Here is a 14,264-nt window from a genome sequence, read left to right as displayed (position 1 = left end):
TTTATTCTTTTTCTGACTGTTTATCTATTTTCTGTATGGGTTGTATTGATTTCGTATACAAATCAAGTATAGTCAATACTCCTTTGGGTAAAGGCAATCTGCCTGCATGAATATTTACTTTAAGGCGGCTTGACAAAGTGCTATCATATTGCTCATGCGAATTCTTCTTATACTCCTGTTTGGCCGGAGCAATTCTCCCGTTCAAAACCGCCTTCCTCTCTACAAGTTGTACATCTGCATTCACTTTTGATTCATAATTATAAGAACCTACCGACGTAATCTCCAGATCAAAGTCTACATTGATCTTATCTATTGCAAGAGAATTTAAAGGCAATAAACACAGCAAAGGAACCTGAAAAGCCATTTTATTGATAGAGATGTATCCCGGATCAGTCGGTTGCTTTGTATGATCAACAACCGGCTGACTCAGTATCATCTCTATCATAAGAGGCTGACGCAAGTCACTTCCCTCCTCCTTTGTGAAGCAATAATCAAGCAAAAATTGGGTCTGCCCGGTCAGCATCATAACATTGGCCTTGGATGCCGCTACCAAAGGAGCACCAATGATCGACTCAATGTTAAGTTCTGCCCCAAATTGAGGTTTGAATGTACCTTGCTCGTTTTCAGCCATAATTTTTTCTTTTTACTTGATATCAAATATCTTATCCTATTCACTAAGTAGCAGGAATAATCCTATTCTTTACGGTTGTGCACTAGGGCTCTTCAACTCTATCGGTTGGATTGCTTTTGTAAATGCTTCGATGATAGTATTTACTCCTTTAGGAAGTGGAAGTTGGCCTGCATGTACATTAACAGTATACTTGGCAGAATTACTTTTCTCATAATGCGTATTATGAGTCTCAGAATCCTTTGAAGAATAGCTGGCCGACCCCTTAATAGTAACTGATAGCGGTCCCCAACCTAATTTTGTTTCAAAACTACCCTCACCTTTACTCTCAGATTCTTTCGCTTTATTGTCATCTTCTGAGAAACTTGATTTCACTTCCATCTCAAAATTAATATCCACAGTTTCAACAGCCAGAGAATTGATAGGAAGAATTGTAAGTAGAGGCAAAGTAAATTTGGTTGAAGCTGGTTTAATAACAGGATCAGCACCCTCAGTAGCTCCCGGACCAATAACACTCCTGGTGAGGATCATATCAATCATAATGGGTTCATACTGATAGCTCTTCGGTTCGGTTGTACCAACTTCCTTCCTGTTAAAACAAGTGTCCAACATAAATCTTGTTTGGGTAAGAGCCATTGCAGAATTCGCCTTAGCGGCTGCATTCAAAGGACCTCCGATTAAACTTTCCATTGGCAGCCCGGAGAACTGCTGCGACATTGACAATAAATTTGTATCCATACTAATGTGTTTTGAAGAAGTTATTAAAAAAGTTAACTAAAACTCAGAAATTTCCTAATCACTGTTTTTATGCGATTGAATAGGCGGACAAAAAAACCTTTCTTCTTTTTAGGTAGTTCTGTCGGATAGAACCTGATAGTGATGCGTTCACCCATAGCACTTTCCTACACAATTTCCACTGTATAAGACTCACCCCGATTAGTTAAGGTTATAACAAGAGTATTACCAGTGAAAGTGCCAGAATACACGATTTCACCGGAAACAGCATCTCTAACTACCAAACATTTATTGCCGATAAAAGTCTCAAAACAAATATAAAGTTGATTATCCTGAATATAACCCGGAATTATAGGAAGTATGGAACGAACTGATCCATTTCCTTTTAATAAATGGATATGAATCGGTCTTTTGATTTCCTTCTTTTCTGCCGGAACAGATGCAGTTTCAACTGATGCATTTAAAAATATGCAAAACGGCTGCACTATAAATAAACCACTGAATAGAACAAACGATAATGCTTTCATGTGTCTCACGCTCATTAAGGATTAATAATGTGACGAAGTTAGTGACATAAAAGCAAAAAACAGAATAAAAACGATAACATCTATTTATTACAACATTCTGTTTATCAATAATTTACAAAACAAAACAATAACATTCTTTCAGAGAAGAGCTAATTAGCAGTCTTCAATTTTATCCGGTGCCGCCTTTGAACCACAATTTGCTTGTTCACATTCCCAAAGCAAAGGGCAATTGTAAAATCATCTAACCCGCAAAGTGAAAGGCATGAAAAAAGACAATCATTCTCTGTATATTTAGGATAGGTTTGATACAAATAGTCTATATAACCCTTATATATTTCCATAACAGTAGAACGAAGCTGCTTCTGTTCATTTTCCAATAAAATACGCAGCTCCTGTTTATTCTTAGTCTTTTCCTGATGACTAAGCCGCTCTATTTTTTTATAAATAGAAGTCTCTTTAAAAATAACATTGCATAATTCCCCCTTTTCATCGGCCAATTTTCTGATCTCACACTCTTTTTGAGAGATCTGCCTTTTATCCTCTTCCTGCTCTCTCCGCAACGAAGAGACATAATACTGTAGTCCTACTATATCCACTTCCAATAAAGCCCTATCATACTTATGTTCCAATTCAGAAAAGTCTCTCCGACGTTTTATTCGCTGAATATACCAGACCATGAAAAGGATAATGAGCAAACACAAAACAGCCAGACCAATAAACAGTATCTGCATCTGCACTTTTTCTTTATAAACTTTCATTTTGGCCTCATATTCATAAATCTTCTGCTCCACTTCGGGATTTTGCTTATCGAAAATGGAGTTCATAGTCACAGAGTAGTTATCCAGATAACCTAATGCCTGCTGATAGTCTCCTTTCATCTCCATCACATCTTTCAAACCATAAAGAGCTAAAGCTTTTGTCTCTATCACTGTATCCTGTAATGCTTGTCTGAAATAATAATCAGCAGAATCCAATTGTTCATGGTTCATAAATGCATAACCTACCATAATTGCTGCTTTGGCAGCCATTCTTTTACCAAATGCCAAAGACCGTTTTCCATAAAAAAGCATAGAGTCCACTTCCTTATAGGCACAACTTAGGTTATGATTAGCCATTGATACGGTCATTGAATCGTTTTCTCCCAAAGCCAACCCCAAAGCATACTTCATATTATCACGAGCACGCAGAGTATCACCTTTCAATAGATACGTCCAGCCTATATCATTAGAGACAAAACACAACCCTTTTTTATAATTGCAACGTATAAAGCAATCCTGCGATTTTAAGAACATATCCATTCCTTTATCTATGAGAACCTGCGAAACATATAAATTTCCCAGATCCTCATAAATCATTCCCTTTATCCTTAACTCCTCGCCATCCGTGCCACCAAGCTCTTTCAAAGCAGCAAAATCGCTTTCAATAGCTTCTTTATACATATTCATACGATTCTGAAGACGTCCTTTATACATCAACGCCTTGGCACGATTGATGCCGCTACCATAGTAATGAATAGCCTCATTAAGCAAAGAATCACAAGGTAACAGAGAAAGATATTTCTTATCCATAGTTTCTGCCAAAAGCAATCCATAATACATTTGTTCGGGTTTGGTGAGAATATCCGGAGAGATGGATTGTAGAATCAGGTAGCTGCTGTCGACAGAAGAATGCATTAATATTTCAGCACGCAGTAATTGTTCATTCTCCACCTTTTTACTACAAGAAGCAAGAATCAGAATCAAACAAAAAACAGAAAGTAAGCCTCTCAATCGGTTTAACATAAAGCTATTCGGTTATTTGACAACAAAGAAAATGAAAACAAAAAGAAATAACAACAGATAGTTAAAAAAACATCAGAAGTTTTCTTTTGCAACCGATAAACAGGACAAAAAAGACCAACTCCGTATCAAGGCCGTACCAACTCCATACCAAGTCCACACCAACTCCACTTCTTTCATCTCCGTATAGGAGTGGAGAAAACACGGAGTTGATACAGAGTTGGTATAGTTCAGAAGTGTTTCTGACCAAAACGCATTTAAGGTTTTCTCTACACCTTGCCTTACCTTAAACAATGATAAGAAAAAGAAAAACTGGATGGGTAGCAGTTTTTTTCGTAACTTTGCACTGTTTTAAATACATTGAATGAATGGAGTTTAAATACGACGTTATCGTGATTGGAGCCGGACATGCCGGTTGTGAAGCAGCTGCGGCTGCGGCAAATCTGGGTTCAAAAACCTGTCTTATCACCATGGACATGAATAAGATAGGTCAAATGAGTTGTAACCCTGCCATAGGCGGTATTGCCAAAGGACAAATAGTACGCGAAGTAGATGCTTTAGGAGGATACATGGGATTAGTAACCGATCAAACCGCTATCCAGTTCCGTATATTGAACCGTTCCAAAGGTCCCGCCATGTGGAGTCCACGCGCACAATGCGACCGCAATAAATTCATCTGGGCATGGCGCGAAATATTAGAAAACATTCCTAACCTGCACATCTGGCAAGATACCGTACGCGGCATTCTCGTTGAAAACGGAGAAATTACCGGGCTGACTACTTTCCTCGATGTGACTTTCCGCGCCAAGTGTATCATATTAACAGCCGGAACTTTCCTGAACGGGTTAATGCATATAGGACGTACCCAGCTTGCAGGTGGACGTATGGCAGAGCCTGCATCCTACGAATTAACTGAATCCATCGCAAAACATGGTGTCGAATACGGACGCATGAAAACCGGTACCCCTGTACGCATAGACGGACGAAGTGTACACTATGAATATATGGAAACCCAGGATGGAGAATGTGACTTCCACAAATTTTCGTTCATGGATACCAGTGTGCGTCACCTGAAACAACTCCCATGCTGGACTTGCTTTACGAACGAAGAAGTGCATCGTGTGTTGCGTGAGGGGCTGCCGGATTCTCCCCTTTTCAACGGACAGATTCAAAGTATAGGTCCCCGCTATTGCCCTAGCATTGAGACCAAGATTGTGACATTTCCTGATAAGGAACAGCATCAGCTTTTCCTTGAACCGGAAGGAGAGACAACACAGGAACTTTACTTGAATGGTTTCTCTTCATCACTTCCGATGAATATACAAATAGAAGCTTTAAAGAAAGTCCCTGCATTTAAAGATCTGGTGATTTACCGTCCGGGATATGCCATTGAGTATGATTACTTCGATCCAACCCAACTTAAACATACGTTGGAATCGAAAAAAATCAAGAACTTATTCTTTGCCGGACAAGTAAATGGAACTACCGGATACGAAGAAGCCGCCGGACAAGGAATCATTGCCGGTATCAATGCGCATATTAATTGCCATGGCGGAGAACCTTTTACTCTGGCACGCGATGAAGCATATATCGGCGTATTGATCGATGACTTAGTAACAAAAGGTGTGGATGAACCTTATCGTATGTTTACTTCACGTGCGGAATATAGAATCTTGCTGCGCATGGACGACGCAGACATGCGACTCACTGAAAAAGCATGGAAACTCGGATTAGTGAAAGAAGACCGCTATGAACTACTGAAGCGGAAACGTGAAGCTATCAGTAACATTGTTGAATTTACCCGAAACTATTCGATGAAACCGGCATTAATAAATCCGGTACTCGAGCAGTTAGGAACTACTCCCCTGCGCCAGGGATGCAAATTAATAGATTTGATAAACCGTCCGCAAGTCACTCTTGAAAATATGGCGGAACACGTCGACGCTTTTCGCCGGGAGCTGAATAAAGTTACCGAAAGAAAAGAGGAAATCATCGAGGCTGCCGAAATCCTTATTAAATATGAAGGCTATATCGGACGGGAACGAATTATAGCAGATAAGCTTGCCCGTCTGGAAAGTATAAAAATCAAAGGGAAGTTTGACTATAATTCCATTCAATCCCTTTCCACCGAAGCAAGACAGAAGTTGGTAAAGATTGACCCGGAAACCATTGCTCAAGCAAGCCGAATTCCGGGAGTGTCCCCAAGCGATATTAACGTTCTGCTGGTACTTTCGGGCAGATAACGTGAAACGTTCCACGTGAAACAAAAGAATTCAATAAACGCATTAAAAATACTGATTATGAGCAAAGAAACTCTTGCTAAAAGCATTCGGGAAATTCCCGATTTCCCAATACCGGGGATTCTATTTTACGACGTGACTACATTGTTCAAAGACCCTGCAAGACTACAGGAACTTTCGGACACATTGTATGAGATGTACAAAGACAAAGGTATCACAAAAGTTGTAGGTATCGAATCAAGAGGCTTCATTATGGGCCCTATCCTCGCCACTCGTTTGGGCGCAGGTTTCATTCCTATCCGCAAGCCGGGAAAACTTCCGGCAGAAACCATTGAAGAAAGCTACGATAAAGAATACGGGAAAGACACAATTCAGATACATAAGGATGCTTTGAACGAAAACGACGTAGTTCTGCTTCACGACGATTTATTGGCTACAGGTGGAACAATGGAGGCCGCCTGCAAGTTAGTACAAAAGATGAATCCGAAGAGAATTCATGTTAACTTCATTATCGAGTTGAAAGAATTGCACGGAAAAGATTTATTCAATAAAGATGTAGATGTACAATCAGTACTTTCTCTATAAACAGATAGAATAGCCTCAAGCAATATATGGAGAATAACCCGGAACTTAAAACCAGCGAATATTTGAGAGGGATAGTATTAAACCTTCCCGAAAGCCCCGGTATTTATCAATATCTGAATACCGAAGGAGTTATTATATACGTAGGTAAAGCAAAGAACCTGAAACGCCGGGTTTCTTCCTATTTCAATAAAGAGCACGAACCGGGAAAAACAAGAGTACTCGTCAGCAAGATAGCAGATATACGTTATATCGTAGTAAATACAGAAGAGGATGCATTGTTGTTAGAAAACAATCTGATAAAGAAATATAGACCGCGATACAACGTCTTATTGAAGGATGATAAGACATATCCATCTATTTGCGTTCAAAACGAATATTTTCCCCGTGTATTTAAGACTCGCAAGATTATACGCAATGGCTCCTCCTATTATGGTCCCTATAGCCATGTACCTTCCATGAATGCATTGCTTGACCTGATCAAGCATTTATACCCGTTGCGTACCTGCAATCTGAATCTTTCACCTGAGAATATCAATGCAGGCAAATTCAACGTATGCCTGGAGTATCACATCAAGAATTGCGCCGGCCCTTGCATCGGAAAACAATCATTAGATGATTACTTGAAAAACATCAGTGAAATCAAGGAAATCCTCAAAGGAAACACGCAGGAGATACAACGACATTTATTCCAGCAAATGCAGGAATTGGCAACCGATATGAAGTTTGAAGAAGCACAGAAAGTGAAAGAAAAGTATATGTTGATTGAGAATTATCGCGCTAAATCAGAAGTTGTAAGCAATATACTGCACAATATCGATGTATTCACCATAGAAGAAGACAGCGACGGAAAGTCAGCATTCATCAACTACCTGCATATTACGAACGGAGCTATCAACCAAGCATTTACATTTGAGTATAAGAAACGCCTTAACGAGACTAAAGAAGAGCTTCTTGAACTGGGTATCATTGAAATGAGAGAGCGATACAAGAGCCTTTCACGCGAAATTATCGTGCCGTTTGAGGTCGATATGGAACTAAAGGATGTGGTTTTCACAATCCCCCAGCGAGGAGACAAGAAGAAACTGCTGGATCTTTCTATTCTGAATGTAAAACAATACAAGGCAGATCGTATGAAGCAGGCTGAGAAGTTGAATCCTGAACAACGGAACGTCCGCCTAATGAAAGAAATACAGGACGAGCTGCACCTCGACCGCCTGCCCATACAAATAGAGTGTTTTGATAACTCCAATATCCAAGGTTCCGATCCCGTTGCTGCCTGCGTAGTTTTTAAGAAGGCTAAACCCTCCAAACAAGACTACCGGAAGTATAATATCAAAACCGTAGTTGGTGCGGACGACTATGCTTCCATGAAAGAAGTCGTAAGACGCCGTTACCAGCGCGCCATTGAAGAGAATTCTCCCCTACCCGACCTCCTTATCACCGATGGCGGAAAAGGGCAAATGAGCGCCGTAAAAGAAGTCCTGAACGAACTAAACCTGAATATACCTATTGCCGGACTAGCTAAAGACGGTAAACACCGCACATCAGAGTTACTGTACGGTTTTCCGCCACAGACCATCGGACTGAAGCAAAACACTCCCCTTTTCCGTCTTTTGACACAGATACAGGACGAGGTACACCGATTTGCCATTACTTTCCATCGGGATAAACGCAGTAAACGGCAGATAGCGTCTGAATTGGATGAGATAAAAGGTATCGGAGAGAAAACAAAAGCTGCCTTGCTAAAAGAGTTTAAGAGCGTAAAACGTATTAAAGAAGCATCTTTGGAAGCACTTGCAAAGGTGATAGGAGAGGCAAAAGCAAAAGTTATTAAAGAATACTTCAGACAAGCTACAAACTAAATCTTCTGCCGATTAAAAATGAATCATACGCTCAAATTACAGGCAATCACGAATTTATTCGTAACTTTGCACACCGGAAAAGATTAAAAAGATTAGGATAAAAGAACATGAGAGTAGTCATACAACGTGCCGGACACGCTTCTGTTACTATTGATGGAACGTGTAAATCCACTATAGGAAAAGGACTTTTAATATTGGTAGGTATTGAGGAGACAGACGGACAGGAAGACATTGACTGGCTTTGCAAAAAAATTGTCAATCTGCGTGTCTTCGACGACGAGAACGGAATTATGAACAAATCGATCCTCGACATCAACGGTGAGATACTGGTAATCAGCCAGTTCACTTTGCATGCCTCAACAAAGAAGGGGAACCGCCCCTCCTATATACGGGCGGCAAAACCCGAAATATCAATCCCTTTGTATGAACAGTTTTGCCGGGAATTGAGTTCTTCTTTAGGTAAAGAGATAGGCACCGGAGAATTTGGTGCCGATATGAAGGTAGAATTATTGAACGATGGTCCTGTGACCATCTGTATGGATACAAAAAACAAGGAATGATGACATTAGAAGAGGCTCAGCATCAAGTAGATTGCTGGATTAAGAAGTATGGAGTACGCTACTTCAGCGAACTCACCAATATGGCTGTTCTTACCGAAGAAGTCGGAGAACTGGCCCGAGTGATGTCCCGTAAATACGGTGACCAATCCTTTAAAGAAGGAGAAAAAGATAACATTGACGATGAAATAGCAGATGTCCTGTGGGTACTCCTCTGCATTGCCAATCAAACAGGTGTAAACGTCACAGAAGCGTTTGCCCGGAATCTGGAGAAGAAAACCCGACGGGATAGCGCCCGACATATAAATAACCCTAAATTGCAAGACCATGGAGAAGAATGAACCTACGCAGAACAAGTATGATGCCGCTTTGGCAAAGTATAACACACAACTGGATGACGCAGAAATAGCTGCAAAAGTAGCGAAGCTCATCGCAGAAAAAGTACCTGGAAACCATACGGAAGAAGTCAAGAAGTTCTTGTTTCACTGCATTGATCTCACCACGCTGAACACCACGGACAGCGATGAAAGCGTAATGAAATTCACACAAAAGGTGAATCAGTTCGACAATGAATTCCCCGATTTAGAGAACGTAGCTGCCATTTGCGTTTACCCTAATTTTGCAGAAATCGTAAAGGATACTCTGGAAGTAGAAGACGTAAAAATAGCTTGTGTTTCGGCTGGATTCCCCTCTTCGCAGACTTTTACGGAAGTAAAGGTAGCAGAAACCGCTATGGCATTGATGGAAGGTGCAGACGAAATAGATATCGTTATCTCTGTAGGTAAATTCCTGAGTGGAGACTATGAGAGCATGTGCGAAGAAATACAGGAACTGAAAGATGTCTGCAAAGAACATCACATGAAGGTTATCCTGGAAACAGGAGCACTAAAAAGCGCTTCCAACATCATGAAAGCCTCTATCCTATCCATGTATTCAGGAGCAGATTTTATCAAAACCTCTACCGGGAAACAGCAACCTGCCGCAACCCCGGAGGCCGCTTACGTAATGTGCCAGGCCATTAAAGAATATTACGACAAGACTGGTAACAAAGTAGGTTTCAAGCCTGCCGGAGGAATCAACACCGTAAACGACGCAGTTATTTACTATACGATAGTCAAAGAGATACTTGGAGAAGAATGGTTGGATAACCAATGGTTCCGTTTAGGTACCAGCCGTTTAGCGAATCTTTTACTTTCTGAAATTAAAGGCGAGGAAATGAAATTCTTCTAAAAACAAAAGTAATAATATAAGAAAAAGCCTGATAGAGTTCTTCTACCAGGCTTTTTCTTATATTATTAGAGCTATACTCCAACTATTTATCACGATCTACCACGTAATCCAGATAGGCAGTAAGACCGGTTTTCACATCAGAACCGGGTAAGGACGCCAATAATGAAAGCGCTTTTTCTTTAAAAGCAAGCATCGTCTGCACAGCATACTCAATGCCACCCTGCTGCTTGGCAAACTCAATTAAATAGCCGATTTCATCGGTTGTAGCGGAACCATTTTTCACCTTTACGGCAATTTCTTCGGCAGCTTTATCTTTGGTTGAATTCAGAGCATAAAGAACAGGAAGAGTCAATTTTCCCTCTAACATATCATTTCCTGTCGGCTTACCTATCTTCTTGCTATCGTAATAATCAAAAATATCGTCTTTAATCTGAAAACAAAGACCGATATATTCGCCGAACTGACGTGCAAATTCAGCCTGTTCATCGGTCACCCCTACCGAAAGAGCCCCCGATTTAGTACATGCAGCAAAAAGAACAGCTGTCTTCTTACGGATTACATCAAAATAAACTTCTTCGGAAAACTGGAGACTGCTCACATTGGAAAGTTGGAGAAGCTCCCCTTCTGACAAATTCTGTCCCAGACGGGAAACCACCTCGATAATAGCATAATTATGGGTTTTGCCTACCTGCACAAGTGAAGTTGCCAACAAATAATCGCCTACCAACACTGCCACCTTATTATTATAGATTGCATTTACCGATAACTGTCCACGACGTTCAGTGCTTTCATCCACCACATCGTCATGGACCAAACTGGCCGTATGCAATAATTCAAGGGATACTGCTGCATGAAGTGTTTCGGGACATATCCTGCCATACAGCTTTGCCATAAGTAACAGCAACATCGGACGCATCATTTTCCCATTCTTTTGTCGAATATGAGATATAACTTCATTCAACAAAAAGTTGGAACTGGTAAGTGAGCTGTCGAACAGCCTTTTGAAATCATCCAGTTCTGCCGCAATCGGTGATTTTATGAGTGATGAGTTGTCCATGCATCGCTATTTTTCCACAAAAATAGTAATAAAACACTTAATACGGTATTTTTTTGTACTTTTACCATGAAAAAAAGGATAAATATATGAATTCTGACGATAAATTGTTTCTTCTCGATGCTTATGCATTGATATATCGCGCCTATTACGCGTTCATCAAGAATCCACGGATTAACTCCAAAGGTTTCAACACTTCTGCCATTCTGGGGTTCGTAAATACCCTTGAAGAAGTACTCAAAAAAGAAAATCCATCCCATATTGGTGTGGCTTTTGACCCGGCAGGTCCTACTTTCCGACACGAAGCCTACGAACAGTATAAAGCACAGCGGGAAGAAACTCCGGAAGCAATCCGTCTCTCCGTACCTATCATAAAAGATATTATTCGTGCCTATCGCATCCCTATCCTGGAAGTACCGGGCTATGAAGCGGATGATGTCATCGGCACGCTTGCTACTGAGGCAGGCCGCCAAGGCATCACAACTTATATGATGACACCGGATAAAGACTATGGACAACTGGTATCTGAAAATGTATTTATGTACTGTCCCAAACATACAGGTGGTTTCGAGGTCATGGGTATAGAACAGGTAAAAGCTAAGTTTGATATCCAATCCACCCAGCAAGTCATTGACATGTTGGGATTAATGGGTGACGCATCCGATAACATACCCGGCTGTCCCGGCGTAGGAGAGAAAACCGCACAAAAGTTAATCAGCGAATTCGGCAGCATCGAAAACCTTCTGGAACACACCGACCAACTGAAAGGTGCCTTGAAGACTAAAGTCGAAAACAATCGCGAAATGATTACCTTCTCCAAATTTCTTGCAACTATCAAAATTGATGTTCCCATCAAACTTGATATGAAAGCACTCGTTCGCGAAGAACCTAACGAAGAAGAACTTCGGAAAATTTTCGAAGAGATGGAATTTCGTACACTCATTGATCGCGTACTCAAAAAAAGTAATGCCCCCTCTCCTTCTTCCGCTGCTCCCGATCTTTTTTCACCAGGTCCGCTTTTTGCCCAAAATAACAGCCCGGTTCAAGGCAATTTGTTTGAAGAATTTGCGGGCGACCGACCAGATGATGAAAAAAAATCGAATCTCGCGCGTTTAGAAACCAGCAACTTCGACTATCAACTCATTGATACAGAAGAGAAAAGGTCTGAATTTATTAAAAAGTTACTTACAACGAAAATTCTCTCAATAGATACCGAAACCACCTCTGCTGAGCCAATGGAGGCAGAATTAGTAGGAATGAGTTTCAGCGACACCGAAAATCAGGCCTATTATGTTCCGGTTCCACCCGAACGGGAAGAAGCGTTAAAAATAGTAAATGAATTCCGACCACTCTACGAAAATGAGAATTCAATGAAAGTCGGACAAAATATCAAATACGATATTTTGGTTCTTCAAAATTACGGAGTGGAGGTGAAAGGTGAACTTTTCGACACCATGCTTGCACATTATGTATTGCAACCCGAACTTCGCCACAATATGGATTACCTGGCAGAAATTTATCTGCACTATCAAACTATCCATATCGATGAACTTATCGGACCGAAGGGAAAGAATCAAAAGAACATGCGCGACCTCCCACCGGAGGAAGTTTACAAATATGCCTGCGAAGATGCGGACATTACCCTGAAACTTAAAAACGTTCTTGAGGAAGAATTAAAGAAACAAGGCGTGGAACACCTCTTCTACGAAATAGAGATGCCACTTGTACGTGTGCTTGCCAATATGGAAAGCAACGGAGTGCGTATTGATACCGAAGCACTGAAGCAAACGTCCGAACACTTCACTGTCCGCCTGCAGGAGATTGAAAAAGAAATTTATGAGCTGGCAGGTGAGACATTCAACATCGCTTCACCTAAACAGGTAGGTGAGATCCTGTTTGACAAGCTGAAGATTATAGATAAAGCAAAAAAGACAAAGACTGGTCAATATGTTACTTCGGAAGAAGTGCTGGAGAGCCTGCGCAATAAACATGAGGTCATTGGAAAGATACTCGAATACCGTGGCCTGAAGAAATTACTGGGAACCTATGTGGATGCTCTTCCTCTATTGATCAATCCACGTACCGGGCGCATCCATACTTCCTTTAACCAGGCAGTCACGGCTACCGGACGCCTCAGTTCCAGCAATCCGAACCTGCAGAACATCCCCATCCGTGATGAGGATGGAAAGGAAATCCGCAAGGCTTTTATTCCGGATGATGGCTGCGAATTCTTCTCTGCCGACTATTCGCAAATAGAATTGCGCATTATGGCGCATCTAAGCGAAGATAAGAATATGATCGACGCTTTCCTTAGCGGTTATGACATTCATGCCGCCACCGCCGCTAAAATATATAAAATAGATATCAAAGACGTCACCTCCGACATGCGCCGCAAGGCAAAGACCGCCAATTTCGGTATTATCTATGGTATTTCTATCTTTGGTCTGGCAGAACGTATGAACGTGGACCGCAAAGAGGCTAAGGAACTTATTGACGGATACTTTGAAACTTACCCGCAGGTACGCGAATATATGGATAAAAGTATCCAAGTGGCGCGTGAGCAAGGGTATGTGGAAACCATTTTCCATCGCAAACGCTTCTTACCTGATATCAACTCGCGAAATGCAACCGTACGCGGATATGCAGAGCGCAATGCTATCAACGCACCTATTCAAGGAAGCGCTGCCGATATCATCAAAGTTGCCATGGCACGCATCTATGAGCGCTTCCAAAGTTACAAATTGAAAGCTAAGATGATTTTACAGGTCCATGACGAACTAAATTTCAGCGTTCCAGAGGCTGAAAAAGAGTTTGTGCAACAAATTGTAATCGAAGAAATGGAACGCGCATATCGCATGCACGTACCCCTGAGAGCCGATTGTGGATGGGGGAAAAACTGGTTAAAGGCCCACTAAATCCAACTATAACTTTATTTAACTTACAATCAGAAAGCAACTGAAGTAATCTATTCAAAATACAGTTTGCTCACCAGAATATCCGGCAACATCACTGCCGGATATTTTTTTGTCATCAATATTGGCAAAAAGAAAGCATTACAAACCCAACCA

The 14,264-nt window shown here is 41.1% G+C and carries 12 protein-coding genes; 7 read left to right on the top strand and 5 right to left on the bottom strand.

The features are described 5' to 3' along the window. Position 1 precedes the first annotated feature (1 nt). From DW036_RS24115 to DW036_RS25825, 4 genes are all read right to left on the bottom strand, one after another. Positions 2-631, bottom strand: a complete 630-nt coding sequence (locus DW036_RS24115; protein ID WP_118466541.1) for a DUF2589 domain-containing protein — start codon at positions 629-631, stop codon at positions 2-4. Positions 632-700: 69 nt separating this feature from the next. Beyond that, on the bottom strand, positions 701-1,366 hold the full coding sequence (locus tag DW036_RS24110; protein WP_118466539.1) for a DUF2589 domain-containing protein: 666 nt from the start codon (positions 1,364-1,366) through the stop codon (positions 701-703). 164 nt (positions 1,367-1,530) lie between these two features. Next, positions 1,531-1,890, bottom strand: a complete 360-nt coding sequence (locus DW036_RS24105; protein WP_118466537.1) for a DUF3244 domain-containing protein — start codon at positions 1,888-1,890, stop codon at positions 1,531-1,533. Between the two features lie 149 nt (positions 1,891-2,039). Next, positions 2,040-3,671: a hypothetical protein gene (locus tag DW036_RS25825; RefSeq protein WP_187374673.1), complete on the bottom strand. Its 1,632-nt coding sequence runs from the start codon at positions 3,669-3,671 to the stop codon at positions 2,040-2,042. A 365-nt stretch (positions 3,672-4,036) separates the two neighbouring features. Between DW036_RS25825 and mnmG the strand changes: the two genes are divergently transcribed. From mnmG to deoC, 6 genes are all read left to right on the top strand, one after another. Beyond that, positions 4,037-5,911: a tRNA uridine-5-carboxymethylaminomethyl(34) synthesis enzyme MnmG gene (mnmG, locus tag DW036_RS24095; RefSeq protein WP_118466535.1), complete on the top strand. Its 1,875-nt coding sequence runs from the start codon at positions 4,037-4,039 to the stop codon at positions 5,909-5,911. A 57-nt stretch (positions 5,912-5,968) separates the two neighbouring features. Further along, positions 5,969-6,493: an adenine phosphoribosyltransferase gene (locus tag DW036_RS24090; protein WP_022392428.1), complete on the top strand. Its 525-nt coding sequence runs from the start codon at positions 5,969-5,971 to the stop codon at positions 6,491-6,493. Between the two features lie 26 nt (positions 6,494-6,519). Continuing rightward, positions 6,520-8,355, top strand: a complete 1,836-nt coding sequence (uvrC, locus tag DW036_RS24085; protein ID WP_118466533.1) for an excinuclease ABC subunit UvrC — start codon at positions 6,520-6,522, stop codon at positions 8,353-8,355. 107 nt (positions 8,356-8,462) lie between these two features. Beyond that, on the top strand, positions 8,463-8,915 hold the full coding sequence (gene dtd / locus DW036_RS24080; RefSeq protein ID WP_118466531.1) for a D-aminoacyl-tRNA deacylase: 453 nt from the start codon (positions 8,463-8,465) through the stop codon (positions 8,913-8,915). Continuing rightward, positions 8,915-9,253: a nucleotide pyrophosphohydrolase gene (locus DW036_RS24075; RefSeq protein ID WP_118466577.1), complete on the top strand. Its 339-nt coding sequence runs from the start codon at positions 8,915-8,917 to the stop codon at positions 9,251-9,253. Before dtd ends, DW036_RS24075 begins: the two co-directional genes overlap by 1 nt. Beyond that, positions 9,240-10,142 (top strand): deoxyribose-phosphate aldolase, encoded by a 903-nt coding sequence (gene deoC / locus DW036_RS24070; RefSeq protein ID WP_118466529.1) that lies wholly within the window; start codon positions 9,240-9,242, stop codon positions 10,140-10,142. The genes DW036_RS24075 and deoC overlap by 14 nt, the downstream gene beginning before the upstream one ends. Positions 10,143-10,224: 82 nt before the next feature. On the opposite strand, the gene DW036_RS24065 is transcribed toward deoC, so the two are convergent. Then, on the bottom strand, positions 10,225-11,199 hold the full coding sequence (locus DW036_RS24065; RefSeq protein WP_118466527.1) for a polyprenyl synthetase family protein: 975 nt from the start codon (positions 11,197-11,199) through the stop codon (positions 10,225-10,227). Between the two features lie 86 nt (positions 11,200-11,285). On the opposite strand from DW036_RS24065, the gene polA reads away from it, so the two are divergent. Continuing rightward, positions 11,286-14,111 carry a DNA polymerase I gene (polA, locus tag DW036_RS24060; protein WP_118466526.1) on the top strand — a complete coding sequence of 942 codons (2,826 nt, stop codon included), beginning with the start codon at positions 11,286-11,288 and terminating at the stop codon, positions 14,109-14,111. Positions 14,112-14,264: the final 153 nt, after the last annotated feature.

This window comes from Bacteroides sp. AF39-11AC (assembly GCF_003474285.1).
Lineage (GTDB): Bacteria > Bacteroidota > Bacteroidia > Bacteroidales > Bacteroidaceae > Bacteroides.
The sequence above is the reverse complement of the archived record's forward strand: the minus strand, read 5'-3'. Positions and strand labels throughout refer to the sequence as shown.